The sequence below is a fragment of the Nocardiopsis rhodophaea genome, from assembly GCF_039530945.1.
GTDB lineage: Bacteria > Actinomycetota > Actinomycetes > Streptosporangiales > Streptosporangiaceae > Nocardiopsis_C > Nocardiopsis_C rhodophaea.
Window position 1 is genome coordinate 26,622 of sequence record NZ_BAAAPC010000026.1, and the last position, 13,735, is coordinate 40,356.

A 13,735-nucleotide genomic window follows, 5' to 3' on the forward strand; every position below is an offset into this window, starting at 1 on the left:
ACGTCACACTGTTGACGGTCAGGTTGCAAGGAGGACGTGGTGGACGAGACCAATGAGGTGCTGCGGAAGGCGCCTCTTTTCGAAGCACTTGACGAGGAGGGCGCCGCGGCGCTGCGCGCCTCGGTCAGCGAGGTTCGCCTCGGCCGGGGGCAGACGCTCTTCTCCGAAGGGGATGAAGGCGACCGTCTCTACGTGATCCTCAGCGGAAAGGTCAAGCTGACCCGCACCGCCGTCGACGGCCGAGAGAACCTGCTGAGCGTGCTCGGCCCGGGCGAGATGTTCGGCGAGCTCTCGCTGTTCGACCCGCGCCCGCGGACGGCCAGTGCCGTCGCCGTGACCGACGCGGTGCTCGCCGGGCTGGGCCACGACGACCTGCGGCCCTTCATCGCCGGGCAGCCCCAGGTGTCCGTGGAACTGCTCAAGGCCCTGGCGAACCGGCTGCGCCGGACCAACGACGCCATGTCGGACCTGGTGTTCACCGATGTGCCGGGGCGCGTGGCCAAGGCCCTGCTCGACCTCGCCGACCGGTTCGGCAAGGAGGGCGAGGACGGCCTGCACGTGCACCACGACCTCACCCAGGAGGAACTGGCGCAGCTCGTGGGTGCGTCGCGGGAGACCGTCAACAAGGCGCTCGCCGAGTTCGCCCTGCGCGGCTGGCTGCGGATCGAGGCGAAGGCCGTCGTGCTGCTGGACATGGAGCGGATGCGTCGCCGCGCGCGCTGAGCATCTCCCCAACCACGATCCGAGCCCGGCCGAGTGCCGGGCTCGTCGTGTGTTGGGCCGTCCCCGCGTCCGTGCCGCCTCCGGTGCTCTCCGGGGGCGGCCGGCGGATCAGACGTCCCCGATCTCCTGGGGAATGTCACCGCGCTTGGCCAGGTAGCGCAGCTGGGCCCGGACCGACAGCTCCGCTGCCGGGATCAGCGACGGCTCGATGTCGGTGTAGACCCGCGCGACGATCTCCCGCGGTGTCCGCCCGCCGGCCCGCACCGCCGCCGTGACCTGGGCCAGCCGCTCCTCACGGTGCCCGACATACTCCTCCAGTTTGTCGAGCGCCTCGGTGCAGATGGGGCCGTGGCCGGGGAGCAGTGCCCGGATGTCGGTCCGGCGCGCCAGGTCGCGCAGCCGGTAGAGCGACTCCATGTAGGAGGCCAGGCCGCCGTTATCGTCGAGCACCGTGCTGCCGCGGCCCAGCACCGTGTCACCGGTGAGGATGACGCCGTCGGCCGGAACGTGGAAGGACACCGAGTCGGCGGTGTGTCCGGGTGTCGCCAGCACGTGCAGCTCCAGGCGGTCGACGCTGATCGTCTCGCCGTCGGCCAGGGCCTCCCCGCCAATGCACAGCGCGGGGTCCACGGCCCGCACCGGCGCCCCGGTGAGCTCGGCGAAGTAGCGGGCGCCGTCGGTGTGGTCGGTGTGGTGGTGGGTCAGCAGGGTGACGGTGACCTGCGCCCCCTGCTCCTGGACGGTGCGCGCCACGCGCTCCAGGTGCCGCTCGTCGTGGGGCCCGGGGTCGACCACGACCACGCCGCGGGCGCCGGGTTCGCGCAGCAGCCAGGTGTTGGTCCCGTCCAGCGTCATGGGTCCGGGGTTAGGGCACAGTACGCAGCTCGCGCGCAGTGTGCCAGAGCCGTCGATCCTCATCGCACCTCGTCTCTCGCTGGGAGGCCACCGGACCGGAACGCCGCGGCCCGGTGACGGGGGATCGTCATAGCGGATAGTCGACACCGTCGGGCACGACCAGGCGGAACCGCCCCTCGATTTCACGCAGCTCGGGTTCGATCGGCCGGATCTCTCCCCGTTCGGCCGCCATCACCCCCGCGAGCGTGCCGCAGGCGGCCAGGTCCTTGCAGGTGGAGACGGTGGGCGGCAGCATGGGCAGCTCGCCGCGCTCCCACCCGGCCACGGCGTCGGCCGGACGCATCCACGCGACGCGATCGGCCTCGCCGCCGACGTCCCTGGTCTGCTGCCCCTCGGGCAGCGCAGCGGCGAAGAAGCGGGTGTCGTAGCGGCGGGACTCCACCTTCGGGGTGATCCACTGCGACCATGCCCGCAGCAGGTCAGAGCGCAAGACCAGCCGCCGCTTGTCGAGGAACTCGGCGAACGGCAGTGACCGGTCGATGAGGGCCTGGCGGTCGGCCTCCCAGCCCTCGTCCCGGGTGTCGGCGACGACGTCGTCCGCCGACGTGCCCGCCAGCAGCACGCCGGACTCCTCGAAGGTCTCCCGTACCGCCGCGCAGACCAGCGCCCGCGCCAGCGGTTCCGTGGCGCCGAGCCGCTCGGCCCACAGGCGCGGCGCGGGACCGGCCCAGCCCACCTCGTGGTCGGCGTCGCGCTCGTCCACCCCGCCGCCGGGAAACGCGTAGGCACCGGGGGCAAACGGCATAGAGGAGGCCCGCCGCAGCAGGTAGACCTGGAGATCACCGCGCTTCCCAGGGCTCCCGGACGCTGGGGAGGGATCCTCGCGCAGCAGCATGACCGTCGCCGAGGGGCGGGGCTCCACCGGGGCGATCCGCCCGCTGAGTATGTCGCGGATCCGCGAGTGCTCGGTCGTCATGGTCGTCCTCCTGGGGCGCGGTGAACAGCCATCACGGCGGACAGCTCGGGGCGGCCCGTTCGCGCGTCTCCGGACGCGGCGGTCCCCGGCGGGACCGCCGGGTACCGGGGACACCGACCTTTCCGCTGCGACGGCAACGGCCGGTCCCGGGCAGAAACACGCACTTCGTCACCATCATCTCGCGTGCGCTCTTCCCGAGACCGGCGCGGGTCGGCAATCGGCGTCGTGGCGCCTCAGGCGACCTCGACGATCAGCTCGACCTCGACCGGGACGTCCATCGGCAGCACCGCGACACCGACCGCGCTGCGGGCGTGCACGCCGGCGTCGCCGAAGACCTCGCCGATGAGCTCACTGGCCCCATTGATGACCTGGGGCTGGCCGGTGAAGGACGGGTCGCTGGCCACGAACCCGACCAGCTTGACCACGCGCCTGACCTTCGACAGGTCACCGACCTCCGCCTTGACCGCGGCGAGCGCGTTCAACGCGCAGACGCCCGCGAGCTCCTTCGCGCGCTCCGGGGTAACCTCGGCGCCCACCTTTCCGGTGCCCGCGGGTTCCCCGCGCACCAACGGCACCTGGCCGGAGATGTAGACATGGTCGCCGGTGCGCACCGCCGGGGTGTAGGAGGCCAGCGGCTTGACCACCTCGGGCAGGGCCAGCCCGAGTTTCTCGATGCGCTCCTCTGGAGTCGCCATCAGGCCTTCTCCCGCTTCATATAGGCCACCAGCTGCTGGTTGCGCGGGTCGGCGTCCACAGCGGGCGCCGGGATGACGGCCACCAGCTCCCAGCCGTCCTCGCCCCAGTTGTCCAGGATCTGCTTCGTCGCGTGCGACAGCAGCGGAACCGTCGCGTATTCCCACTTCGTCATGGGCGCCACCTTACTCACCCCGGGCCGGTGATGATCGGCGCGCCCGCCGCCGCCGACATAAACTCCCAGGGATGAGCGCACGCGATCGGGACTGGGATGGCGTCCGGCTGCATGTCGTGACCGGAAAGGGCGGAACCGGCAAGACGACCCTGGCCGCCGCCCTGGCCCTGGCGCTGGCCTCCGGAGGCCGAAAGGTGCTGCTGGTCGAGGTCGAAGGCCGCCAGGGCATCGCCCAGCTCTTCGACTGCCCGCCACTGCCGTACGAGGAGCGGAAGGTCGCCGTCGCGCCGCGGGGCGGTGATGTCTACGCGCTCGCCGTCGACGCCGAGGCCGCCCTCCTCGACTACCTGGAGATGTTCTACGGCCTGCGTCGCGCCGGCCAGGCCCTCAGCCGGTTCGGCGCGGTGGACTTCGCCGCCACCATCGCGCCCGGGATGCGCGACGTCCTGCTCACCGGCAAGGCCACCGAGGCGGTCCGCCGCCGGGTCGGCGCCGACCGCAGACGCGGGGGCGGCCGCGAGAGCCCGCCGGAGCCGTTCGTGTACGACGCCGTGGTGATGGACGCGCCGCCCACCGGCAGGATCGCCCAGTTCCTCAACGTCAACGCCGAGGTGGCCGGGCTGGCACGGGTCGGCCCCATCCGCAACCACGCCGACAAGGTCATGGAGACGATGCGCTCGCCGGGGACGATGGTGCACTTCGTGACCCTGCTGGAGGAGATGCCGACGCAGGAGGCCGTCGACGGCGCCGCCGAGATCCGCGAGGTCGGGCTCAACGTGGGGGCGATCATGGTCAACATGGTGCGCGACCCGCTGTTCGACCCGGCCTCGCTCGCGGCGGCCGAGGCCGGGGACCTCGACGTCGAGTCGCTGGCCCGCGGATTGAAGGCCGCCCGGATGGACCAGCCCGAGCAGATGGCGCGCGAACTGGCCGCCGAGATCACCGACCACGCGCTCCGGATCAAGGTGGAGGCCGAGATCCGGGAGCGGCTCACGCGGCTGGAGCAGCCGCGCTACGAGCTTCCCTTCCTCAACGACGGCATCGACCTCGCCGGGCTGTACGCCCTGGCCGAGCGGCTGCGGGAGCAGGGGGCGGCGTGAACACGTCGTCGAAGGCGGACCGGGCGGGGAGCGACGCGGGGAGTGAAGGCGAGGGACGGAGATGAGGGATGGACATGCATGAGGCGCCGCCCTTCGACGTCGACGCGCTGCTGACCGACCGGCGCACCCGGATCGTCGTCTGCTGCGGCTCCGGCGGAGTCGGCAAGACGACCACGGCGGCCGCACTCGGCCTGCGGGCGGCGGAGCACGGGCGCGACGCCGTCGTCATCACGGTCGATCCGGCCCGGCGGCTGGCCCAGTCCATGGGCCTCACCGAGCTGGACAACGTCCCGCGGCGCGTCCCGCTGCCGCCCCGCGCGGACGGGACCGCTCCTCCCGGCACGCTGCACGCGATGATGCTGGATATGAAGCGCACGTTCGACGAGATCGTCGAGGCGCACGCCGACCCCGAGCGGGCCCGGCAGATCCTGGCCAACCCCTTCTACCAATCGCTGTCCTCCAGCTTCTCCGGGACGCAGGAGTACATGGCCATGGAGAAGCTGGGGCAGCTGCGCCAGTCGGGCGACTGGGACCTGATCATCGTCGACACGCCGCCCAGCCGTTCGGCGCTGGACTTCCTCGACGCGCCCGAGCGGCTGGGCCGGTTCCTTGATGGGCGACTGATCAAGTTCCTCAGCGCACCGGCGAAGACCGGCGCGTTCCGGCTGCTCGGGGCGGGGTTCGGGATGGTCACCGGCGTCATCAGCAAGATCGTCGGCGCGCAGGTGCTGAAGGACGTGCAGACCTTCGTCACCGCCTTCGACGCCGTGTTCGGCGGGTTCCAGGAGCGCGCCGAGGAGACCTACCGGCTGCTGCAGGCCCCCGGGACCGCGTTCATCGTGGTGGCCACGCCCGAGAGCGACGCGCTGCGCGAGGCGTCGTACTTCATCGAACGTCTCGTGCGGGACCGCATGCCGCTGGCGGGGGTGATCATCAACCGGACCCACCGCACCGTGGTGCGGAGCCTGTCGGCGGCGCGCGCGTCGGCGGCGGTCGAGACGCTGGTGGACGCCGGCGACCATCAGCTCGCGGCGGCGGCGCTGCGGCTGCACGCCGAACGGGCACGGCTGCGGGACCGGGAGGAGCGGCTCCGGGGACACCTCATCGCGGCCCACCCGACGGTCCCCCTCACCGAGGTGCCGGCGCGTCCAGAAGACGTGCACGACCTCGACGGGCTGCGCGAGGTCGGTGCGGCACTGGCGGATACAGGGGACCGTCCGAAGGCGGGACGCCGGGGGTGACGCGCGGGGGCGCGGGAGGGTCAGCGCGTCAGCGCTCCGCCCCGCTCCCTGCTCTTCGGCACGCTGGCGCCGCCCTGCCGCCGCTTCAACGACGCGGTGAAGCCATCGGCCGCCGAGGAGGTGCGGGAAGCGGGGGAGCCGGAGGTGCCGTCACGCTCGTACTCGTCGCGCGCCGATTCCAGCAGAGAGCGCCACGAGGTGACGTCGGGGCGGCGGCGGAGCAGCGCCCGCCGCTCGCGCTCGGTCATCCCGCCCCAGACTCCGAACTCGATCCGGTTGTCCAGCGCGTCGGCCAGGCACTCGGCGCGCACCGGGCAGCCCCGGCAGATGAGCTTGGCCCGGTTCTGGGCTGCTCCTTGGACGAACAGCGCGTCAGGATCGGTCTCCCGGCATATGGCGCGTGTGCTCCAGTCCGTGATCCACATCTGGGCCCCACTCCCAAGATCAACGTGTGTTCCATGGTGTGGCCGACGGGCGCGGTCGTCGGCTCGGCGGGGGAGGGAGATCGGCGGATGGTACCGCTCGCGGGGACCGACAGGGCCGGTGCCGCACGGGCCGCCGAATTTCGGCCCGGTGTGTCCCTCCTCACCGCTGTGGTCGAAACTACGGATCAGCAGCCGGAAACGACAGGCCCCTTTGGGCCCATTTCCGATATAGCCCGCTCGTGTCATCCCGACCCTCGGAGTGGCCCCGAGTTTCGGCACGCGGGGTGATGGATTGTCTGTCAACCGCTGCTCCTCGCCAGGCGTCTTCTATGCGACGATTGGTGTGGCGCTGGATGATTCGGGTGGGTGAGCGCGATTGCCGCGGATGGCCCCCTCCGCTTTTCCCGCCCGCGTACGGCGTGACGCCGACCGCACATAGTCTGATGGGGTGGGTCAGGGGACATTGCTGCAGAAAATCGGTCAGCTTGTAGGCGTCGGGGCCATCGCCGGTGTGCTCGTCGCGGCGCTCGCGTTACCCGCGGTCGGTGGGCTCGGCATCACCGCGCGCAACGTTGCCACCGGCTTCCTCAACATGCCGGGGGAACTGGAGACACCGCCCCCGCCGCAACGGTCGGTCATCTATGACCGAAACGGGGAGACCATCGCGGAGATCTACGACCAGAACCGGGAGCTGGTCGAGCTCGACGACATGGCCCCGGTCATGCAGAAGGCGATCATCGCCATCGAGGACTCCCACTTCTACGAGCACGGCGGGATCGACCTCGTCGGAACCTTCCGCGCCGCGCTGCGCACGCTCAGCGGCAGCACCCAGGGCGGGTCCTCCCTGACACAGCAGTACGTCAAGAATGTGCTGGTGGAGAGCGCCACGTCGCAGGCCGAGCAGGAGGAGGCCACCGAGACCTCGATCTCCCGCAAGGTTCGCGAGCTGCGCTACGCCGTCGCCTTGGAGCAGCGCGTCAGCAAGGACGAGATCCTTGAGGGCTACCTGAACATCGCCTACTTCGGCGACGGCGCCTACGGCGTGGAGTCGGCCGCCCAGCACTACTTCGGCGTCAGCGCCGATGAACTGAAGCTGGAACAGGCCGCCGCGCTCGCGGGAGCGGTGCGCTACCCCTACCTCTACAACCTCCGGCTCAATCCCGAGGACGCCAAGAACCGCCGCAACGTCGTGCTCGACCGCATGGTGGAGACGGGGGAAATCACCGAGGCAGAGGGGAAAGAGGCCAAGGCGAAGGACCTGGAGCTGGACGTCAGGACGCCCAGCAACGGGTGCATGCCCAGTAAGCAGCCCTACTTCTGCGACTACGTCGTCCAGGAGATCGAGAAGAGCGAGAAGTTCGGCAAGAACGAGACCGAGCGCGCCCGCTGGCTGCGGACGGCCGGTCTGAAGATCCACACGACGCTCGACGTCGACATGCAGGAGGCGGCGCAGAAGGCCGTCGACAAGTGGGTGCCCCGCAAGAACGAGGCGCGCAAGGTCGCCGCGGAGGTCCTGGTCGAGCCGGGCAGCGGCGAGATCCGCGGGATGGCGCAGAGCCGGAACTACGGCCCCGACGAGTCCAAGCTCGGCGAGACGTCGATCAACTTCACCACCGACAAGAACCGGGGCGGCAGCAGCGGCTTCCAGGCCGGATCGACCTTCAAGCCGTTCACCCTGGCCGCGGCGCTCGACCAGGGCAAGAAGTTCAGCACCTCCTTCAGTTCCGGCAACAGCACCACCGTCACCGGGCAGCGGAACTGCGACGGTGGGCGGCTCATGCCCTGGCCGGTGAAGAACGCCGGCGACACCAAGGGCGGCACGAGCAACAACATGATCACCGGCACCAAGGGCTCGGTGAACACCTACTTCGCCCAGCTGCAGAAGAGTGTCGGGCTGTGCAACGTCATCAAGATGGCGGAGAAGCTGGGCGTACACCGAGCCGACGGCGAGTCGTTCGACAACCCGCGGACCCAGGCGAACAACTCCTTCACCCTGGGCAGTGAGGAAGTCTCGCCGCTCACCATGGCCAACGCCTACGCCACGTTCGCCTCCGGCGGCGTCTACTGCAAGCCGCAGGCGATCACCAAGATCGAGGACCAGCAGTCCGGGAAGACGATCGAGATCGAGAAGGACTGCGAGCGGGTCATCGACGAGGACGTCGCCAACGGCGTGAGCTACCTGCTCCAGCAGACGTTCAAGGGCGGGACCACCACGGGCCTGGAGATCGGCCGACCCGCGGCGGCGAAGACGGGGACCACGGACGGCTCAGCCGCCGCGTGGTTCGCGGGCTACACGCCGAACCTGGCCGGCTCCGTGTTCGTCGGCGACCCGCGCGGTCCGCAGAACTACCCGCTGCGCAACGTCACGCTCGGCGACCGCACCTACGGCGTGGTCTACGGGGCCACGATCCCCGGCCCGATCTGGCAGGAGACCATGCGCGGCGCCACCGAGGACCTTCCGAAGGAGAAGTTCCCGCCGGCGCCGAAGAAGTACGGCTCGAAGTCGGAGGACTCGTCCGATGACGACGGCCCCGGGACCACCGCCACGAGCAACACCGCTGACGACGGAGGCGTGCCCAACGTTCTGGGGCAGCGGGAGAACGCGGCCGTGCGGGCCCTGGAAGACGCGGGCTTCGAGGTCAACGTCTCCGACACGCGGATCCGCTCTTCCCACCCGGAGGACACCGTCGCCGCGGTCAACCCGGACCCGGGCACGTCGCTTCCGCAGGGTGCGACGGTCAACGTGTTCCTCAGCAATGGCGCGGGCTCCGACCGGGCCACGACCGTCCCGGAGGGCCGTGCCTGGCCGCCGGGGACCGGTCCGGTGATGGCCCCCGCGATGGGCCGCGAGGGCACCTAGCGAACCAGCGCGCAAGGGCGGGGTGGCTCCGTGCCGACGGATCCACCCCGCCCTTGCGTATCCGTGGCACAGGTCGGCCCGGCGGAGCGGCGGGCGGCCGGGGCCGGCATCCTCGCTCCGCCTCACGGGGTCGGCCCCTGATCGCGGCACCGACCTTTCTCCGCGACTGTCCCTACCAGCGGCCGTTACCACCGCACGGGTGTCACGCGCCGAGCTGCTTTTTCACCTCCGCGGCCACGCGGCCGCCCTCGGCCCGGCCAGCGACCTTGGGGTTGACAACCTTCATCACCTTGCCCATGGCCTTGGCGTCGCTCGCGCCGACCTCCGCGATGGCGGCGCTGACCAGCTCACTCAACTCGGCATCGGTGAGCTGCGCGGGCAGGTACCCGGCCAGCACCTCCCCCTCCTCGCGCTCCGCCTTCGCCTGCTCCGGGCGGCCGCCCTTGTCGAACGCGTCGGCGGCTTCACGGCGCTTCTTCGCCTCGCGGGTGAGCAGCTTGATGACCTCGTCATCGCTGAGCTCACGCGCGGAGCCGCCGGCCACCTCCTCGGTGGAAAGAGCGGTCAGCACCATCCGCAGTGTCCGGGTCCGCAGCTCATCGCGCTCCTTCATGGCAGCGGTGAGGTCGGCTTTCAGGCGGTCTTTGATTTCGGCCATGCAAGAGATCATAGAGTCAGGAAAGCCCGAGTACCCACGTCTTTTCCGGCGATGCCGCGGGCACGGAACTCCGCACGTCGGGGAACGCGGACGGTCCGTCCACGTTCCCGCGTCTGGCACCATCACACATGCGGACAGTCAGGAGGGACCTACAGGTGAGCGGTCTGGGGAAAACCATCGGCCGGGCAGCGGCCGTCACCGCGGCGGTGGGGATCGCGGGGTTCGGCTATGCCTCGATCATCGAACGCAACTGGTTTCGGCTGCGGCACTATGAGATCCCGCTGCTGCCGGAGGGCGCGCGACGGCTCCGCGTCCTGCACCTGTCCGACACGCACTTGACGCCGGGCCGCCGGATGCTGCTCGACTGGATCCGCGGGCTGGACGACTACCGCCCGGACCTGGTCGTCAACACCGGAGACTCCCTCGCCCGCCCCGACGCTGTCGAGCCGTTCATCGACGCCCTGGGCCCGCTGCTGGACCGCCCGGGCGCGTTCGTCTTCGGGTCCAACGACCTCTACTCCCCCCGCCTGAAGAACCCCGCCCGCTACCTGTGGCGCGACAGCAAGACCGACTACGGCGAACGCTCCGTCCCGGACCTCCCCTGGGAGGAGCTGGGAGCGGCGATGAGCGCGTCGGGATGGCTCGACCTCAACAACAGCACGGGACACCTCAAGGCGGGCGGCCTGGACATCGCGTTCGGCGGCGTCCACGACTCCCACATCGACCTGGACCGCTACGACGACATCGCGGGGCCCGCCAATCCCACCGCCGACCTGCGCCTGGGCGTGCTGCACTCACCCGAACCGGCCAACCTGGACCGTTTCGTGGCCGACGGCTACCAGCTCCTCCTGACCGGGCACACGCACGGCGGACAGGTCTGCATGCCCTTCTACGGGACCCTCGTGACCAACTGCGGCATCGACCGCCGACGGGCCTGGGGCCTGAACCGCTACGGCGACGCCTGGCTCCACGTCTCCGGCGGTCTGGGCACGTCCCCCTACGCCCCCGTGCGCTTCTGCTGCCGCCCGGAGGCCAGCCTGATCGACCTGGTGGCACGCGGCTGAACCAGGCAGTGACCGGACCGCCCCACCGATGCGGGACCACTAACCCCTGCCCCTCTTCCGCCCTCCCTGTCACACTGGCTCCATGTACCGGGAGCGGCGCTCGCAGGTACCCGGAACGGTCCTGTGGCGGGGAAGAGCCGACGGCGTCATCGAGGCCGAGCAACGTGTCCTGCCGGACGGCTGCATCGACCTGATCTGGGTCGACGGCGCGCTGCTGGTGGCCGGGCCGGATACGGCGGCGCATTCCGCGGTATGGCGGCCCGATGCCGACATCATCGGATTGCGATTCGCCCCTGGAACCGGCCCGACCGTCCTGGGCGTGCCTGCCCATGAACTGCGCGACCAGCGGGTGCCCCTGACCGAGCTGTGGGGAACGGCACGCGCCCGGCCACTCGCCGGTCGTATCGCCGGGTCACCGGACCCCGCGGCCGCCTTGGAGGACATCGCCCGGAGGCGACTCGACCAGACCGGACCGCCGGATCCGGAACTCTCCGCCATCGCGAACCTGGCGCGTGCGGGCACGACGGTCACCGAGACGGCACGCTCGCTCGGCATCGGCGAGCGGCGCCTGCACCGCCGCTGCCAATCCGCCTTCGGTTACGGCCCCAAGACACTTTTGAGGATCTTGCGGATGCGCCGGGCGCTGGCGATGGCCCGCACGGGCGCTTCGTGGGCGGCCACTGCGGCGGCCGCCGGATACGCCGATCAGGCCCACCTCACCCGGGAGGTCACGGCTCTGGCCGGAGCCGCGCCAACGGTCCTCGTGCCTCATCCAGCGGGAGCATCCAGCGGCGCGAACAGATCGACACTGTTCCCGTCCGGATCGCCGAGTACCGCGTAGCGCTGCCCCCAGAACGCGTCCCACGGCTTCTGCCGCCCCTCATAGCCCGCCTGGACGAATTCGGCGTACACCCTGTCGACCTCCGCCGGTTCATCACAGCGGAACGCCAAAGCCACACCGGGTCCACCTTGGGGCGCGGTCCAGTCCGGATCAAAGGAGCGAACCGTCTCGACGGTGTCCCACGCGATCCGAAGACCCCCGGGAAGCTGAGCTTCCACGTGCGGCTGAGTGTCGGCTGACTCCGGTATCGCCAAGCCGAGACGACGGTAGAAGGCCAGGGACCGCCCCATGTCGGCGACGACAAGTCCGATCAGATCAAATCGAGGTGCCATGCCCCTCACGCTAGGAGCGTGCGCCTCGCGGGGTCTTGAACAAATCGGACGACCCCATCACCCCGCGGCCCACATGCCACGCCCACCCGCCCCCAGGTGCGGTTGTCGCGCCAGGTCCCCGTGCGATCACGTCCACAACGACAGGATCAGCGCCGCGATCACGAGTCCGACCACGTGGTATCCGGCGGTGATACCGAACCAGACCATCGGCTGTGGCTTCTTCGGATCGAAGTAGCCCGTGACGAAGAGGGCGGATCCCCCCAGCCCGATCCCCGCCACCAGCGCGAGCACGATCCCGTCCACAACCGTGCCCGCACCGATTGCCACGAGAAGCATCGCCAGAACGATCACCTGGATCAGGCAGACGATCAGCGGGCCGATGTACATCGCCGGGCCGGGCTTCTCGTCGTCTCCCGACCAGTCGATGGCGCGCATCCACGCGTTCCCGAACACCGGCCGCGCGAACCACACCGCCCCAAGCACGAAATAGACCAGAGCTGCCCCACTAACGGCAAGCCAATTCAATTCACCCAGAATGGCTAAATCCATCTTTTCCCCTCGAACCAAAGGCGTAGCACACGCAGAAAAGTATCCCCTGGCTGTAGGTGCACTTCAACGACCGAGGTCATCCACCTACCTCCGCACCCGGGTCCGCACACCTCCAGGAGCAGGGAATGATGCACCTATGAGCTGGGCGTTAGCGAAGCGTGCGAGCGTTTCAGCAGAACCCAGACTCGCGACAAAAGGTGGATCACGTGACTATCGCTGTCGAGGCCGACAGGGCACCCGACGTTCTGCCCCAGCTGAATTTCGATCACACTGTTCCCAAGAATCTGGTGCACCGCAGAGCTCTTTCCGAGGTGTTCTTGACGGACAGCTCATTGATCGACGAATCGCGCTTCGTGGCGGCGGCCCAACTGCCGCCCTCCCACGCGTACTACACCGACCACACGACACCCGACACGGTTGATCCGCTGCTGCTGCTGGAGTGCTGCCGACAGGCCGAGACCCACGCGGTACACGCGCACTTCGGTGCCCCGATGGGGACCAAGTTCGTGCTCCAGGAATGGTCGATGGACCTCCCCGGGCTCGCCTCCATGAAGCCCGCTCCCGGCCCCACCCCGGCGGTGATATCGGTCGACACGCACGATGCCCGATGGCTCGGGGGCGAACTCCGCGGTCTCGCGTACCGGATGCGGATTCGTGTGGGCGAGGAATACGTGGGGGAGGCGAGGATGCGCGTGAAATATGTGGCGGACGACGTCTACGCGATGCTTCGGGGACGGCGGGACGACGGCCCGCTGCCGACGTCGGACGCGTACCGCGCGAGCGCGGCCCCGGGGCTTTGCGAGCCCGGGCGGGTGGGCCGGAGACACGAGGAGAACGTGATCCTGCTGGATCCGGTCGCCGACGAGCGAGGGGTCCAGGCACGCCTCCGCGTGGCCGGGGGGCACCCGAGCCTGTTCGACCACGCCCAAGACCACGTGCCGGGGATGGTGCTGATGGAGGCGGGACGCCAGATCAGCCTGCTGGCGGCCGAGGAGGTCATGGGGGTTCCAGCCGGATCATGGCGCGTCTCCAGGCTAGACGCGTCGTTCGGCGCCTACGCCGAACTCGATGCCCCGCTCACCGTGCGGGCGAGCCGACCGGGGCGGCCCGAGCGGGAAACCGGGTTCACGGCACGGGTGACCTTCGAGCAGGACGAGCGCGCTGTCGCCACCGCCGTGTTCACCGGAACACGCGGAGAGGGCGGATAACGCCCCCAGCTGGGGACGGGGGTCCGGGCCCCCAC

General features: G+C 70.0%; 14 protein-coding genes and 1 pseudogene. 7 read left to right on the forward strand and 8 right to left on the reverse strand.

The window, feature by feature from the left end; genetic code table 11:
* Nucleotides 1-36 precede the first annotated feature (36 nt).
* Nucleotides 37-723 carry a Crp/Fnr family transcriptional regulator gene (locus tag ABD259_RS23075; protein ID WP_344107408.1) on the forward strand — a complete coding sequence of 229 codons (687 nt, stop codon included), beginning with the start codon at nt 37-39 and terminating at the stop codon, nt 721-723.
* A 108-nt stretch (nt 724-831) separates the two neighbouring features.
* On the opposite strand, the gene ABD259_RS23080 is transcribed toward ABD259_RS23075, so the two are convergent.
* From ABD259_RS23080 to ABD259_RS23095, 4 genes are all read right to left on the reverse strand, one after another.
* Nucleotides 832-1,641, reverse strand: a complete 810-nt coding sequence (locus ABD259_RS23080) for an MBL fold metallo-hydrolase (RefSeq protein WP_344107406.1) — start codon at nt 1,639-1,641, stop codon at nt 832-834.
* Nucleotides 1,642-1,705: 64 nt separating this feature from the next.
* Nucleotides 1,706-2,554 (reverse strand): NUDIX hydrolase, encoded by an 849-nt coding sequence (locus ABD259_RS23085; RefSeq protein ID WP_344107404.1) that lies wholly within the window; start codon nt 2,552-2,554, stop codon nt 1,706-1,708.
* 233 nt (nt 2,555-2,787) lie between these two features.
* Entirely contained in the window at nt 2,788-3,249 is a 462-nt protein-coding gene (locus ABD259_RS23090; RefSeq protein WP_344165260.1) for a RidA family protein, read from the reverse strand.
* Nucleotides 3,249-3,422: a DUF4177 domain-containing protein gene (locus ABD259_RS23095; RefSeq protein WP_017621623.1), complete on the reverse strand. Its 174-nt coding sequence runs from the start codon at nt 3,420-3,422 to the stop codon at nt 3,249-3,251. Before ABD259_RS23095 ends, ABD259_RS23090 begins: the two co-directional genes overlap by 1 nt.
* A gap of 71 nt (nt 3,423-3,493) precedes the next feature.
* On the opposite strand from ABD259_RS23095, the gene bagA reads away from it, so the two are divergent.
* Both bagA and bagB read left to right on the forward strand, forming a co-directional pair.
* Nucleotides 3,494-4,522 carry an ATPase BagA gene (bagA, locus tag ABD259_RS23100; protein ID WP_344107399.1) on the forward strand — a complete coding sequence of 343 codons (1,029 nt, stop codon included), beginning with the start codon at nt 3,494-3,496 and terminating at the stop codon, nt 4,520-4,522.
* Between the two features lie 74 nt (nt 4,523-4,596).
* Nucleotides 4,597-5,763, forward strand: a complete 1,167-nt coding sequence (gene bagB, locus ABD259_RS23105) for an ATPase BagB (protein WP_344107467.1) — start codon at nt 4,597-4,599, stop codon at nt 5,761-5,763.
* A gap of 143 nt (nt 5,764-5,906) precedes the next feature.
* On the opposite strand, the pseudogene ABD259_RS23110 reads toward bagB, so the two are convergent.
* Nucleotides 5,907-6,188, reverse strand: a pseudogene (locus tag ABD259_RS23110) (WhiB family transcriptional regulator); the annotation flags it as partial.
* A 463-nt stretch (nt 6,189-6,651) separates the two neighbouring features.
* Here ABD259_RS23110 and ABD259_RS23115 point away from each other — a divergent pair.
* A complete protein-coding gene (locus ABD259_RS23115) occupies nt 6,652-9,048 on the forward strand; it encodes a penicillin-binding protein (RefSeq protein ID WP_344107394.1) in 2,397 nt (798 codons plus the stop codon).
* 202 nt (nt 9,049-9,250) lie between these two features.
* On the opposite strand, the gene ABD259_RS23120 is transcribed toward ABD259_RS23115, so the two are convergent.
* On the reverse strand, nt 9,251-9,706 hold the full coding sequence (locus tag ABD259_RS23120) for a GatB/YqeY domain-containing protein (RefSeq protein WP_344107392.1): 456 nt from the start codon (nt 9,704-9,706) through the stop codon (nt 9,251-9,253).
* A 128-nt stretch (nt 9,707-9,834) separates the two neighbouring features.
* On the opposite strand from ABD259_RS23120, the gene ABD259_RS23125 reads away from it, so the two are divergent.
* Both ABD259_RS23125 and ABD259_RS23130 read left to right on the forward strand, forming a co-directional pair.
* Nucleotides 9,835-10,770: a metallophosphoesterase gene (locus tag ABD259_RS23125; protein WP_344165261.1), complete on the forward strand. Its 936-nt coding sequence runs from the start codon at nt 9,835-9,837 to the stop codon at nt 10,768-10,770.
* A gap of 82 nt (nt 10,771-10,852) precedes the next feature.
* Nucleotides 10,853-11,611 carry a helix-turn-helix domain-containing protein gene (locus ABD259_RS23130; RefSeq protein ID WP_344165262.1) on the forward strand — a complete coding sequence of 253 codons (759 nt, stop codon included), beginning with the start codon at nt 10,853-10,855 and terminating at the stop codon, nt 11,609-11,611.
* Here ABD259_RS23130 and ABD259_RS23135 read toward each other — a convergent pair.
* Both ABD259_RS23135 and ABD259_RS23140 read right to left on the reverse strand, forming a co-directional pair.
* Entirely contained in the window at nt 11,539-11,943 is a 405-nt protein-coding gene (locus ABD259_RS23135) for a VOC family protein (protein WP_344107386.1), read from the reverse strand. The two genes, ABD259_RS23130 and ABD259_RS23135, sit on opposite strands and share 73 nt — an antisense overlap.
* 126 nt (nt 11,944-12,069) lie before the next feature.
* The gene (locus ABD259_RS23140) at nt 12,070-12,492 is read right to left on the reverse strand and encodes a DUF1761 domain-containing protein (RefSeq protein WP_344107384.1); all 423 of its coding nucleotides are present in this window, start codon (nt 12,490-12,492) and stop codon (nt 12,070-12,072) included.
* 206 nt (nt 12,493-12,698) lie between these two features.
* Between ABD259_RS23140 and ABD259_RS23145 the strand changes: the two genes are divergently transcribed.
* Nucleotides 12,699-13,700 carry a ScbA/BarX family gamma-butyrolactone biosynthesis protein gene (locus ABD259_RS23145; protein ID WP_344165263.1) on the forward strand — a complete coding sequence of 334 codons (1,002 nt, stop codon included), beginning with the start codon at nt 12,699-12,701 and terminating at the stop codon, nt 13,698-13,700.
* Nucleotides 13,701-13,735 lie beyond the last annotated feature (35 nt).

What these genes read in the sequence shown, in the direction of transcription:
- ABD259_RS23080 (WP_344107406.1), bottom strand. Translation starts at nt 1,641, where the DNA reads ATGAGGATCGACGGCTCTGGCACACTGCGCGCGAGCTGCGTACTGTGC.
- ABD259_RS23085 (WP_344107404.1), bottom strand. Translation starts at nt 2,554, where the DNA reads ATGACGACCGAGCACTCGCGGATCCGCGACATACTCAGCGGGCGGATC.
- ABD259_RS23090 (WP_344165260.1), bottom strand. Translation starts at nt 3,249, where the DNA reads ATGGCGACTCCAGAGGAGCGCATCGAGAAACTCGGGCTGGCCCTGCCC.
- ABD259_RS23095 (WP_017621623.1), bottom strand. Translation starts at nt 3,422, where the DNA reads ATGACGAAGTGGGAATACGCGACGGTTCCGCTGCTGTCGCACGCGACG.
- bagA (WP_344107399.1), top strand. Translation starts at nt 3,494, where the DNA reads ATGAGCGCACGCGATCGGGACTGGGATGGCGTCCGGCTGCATGTCGTG.
- bagB (WP_344107467.1), top strand. Translation starts at nt 4,597, where the DNA reads ATGCATGAGGCGCCGCCCTTCGACGTCGACGCGCTGCTGACCGACCGG.
- ABD259_RS23120 (WP_344107392.1), bottom strand. Translation starts at nt 9,706, where the DNA reads ATGGCCGAAATCAAAGACCGCCTGAAAGCCGACCTCACCGCTGCCATG.
- ABD259_RS23125 (WP_344165261.1), top strand. Translation starts at nt 9,835, where the DNA reads ATGCGGACAGTCAGGAGGGACCTACAGGTGAGCGGTCTGGGGAAAACC.
- ABD259_RS23130 (WP_344165262.1), top strand. Translation starts at nt 10,853, where the DNA reads ATGTACCGGGAGCGGCGCTCGCAGGTACCCGGAACGGTCCTGTGGCGG.
- ABD259_RS23135 (WP_344107386.1), bottom strand. Translation starts at nt 11,943, where the DNA reads ATGGCACCTCGATTTGATCTGATCGGACTTGTCGTCGCCGACATGGGG.
- ABD259_RS23140 (WP_344107384.1), bottom strand. Translation starts at nt 12,492, where the DNA reads ATGGATTTAGCCATTCTGGGTGAATTGAATTGGCTTGCCGTTAGTGGG.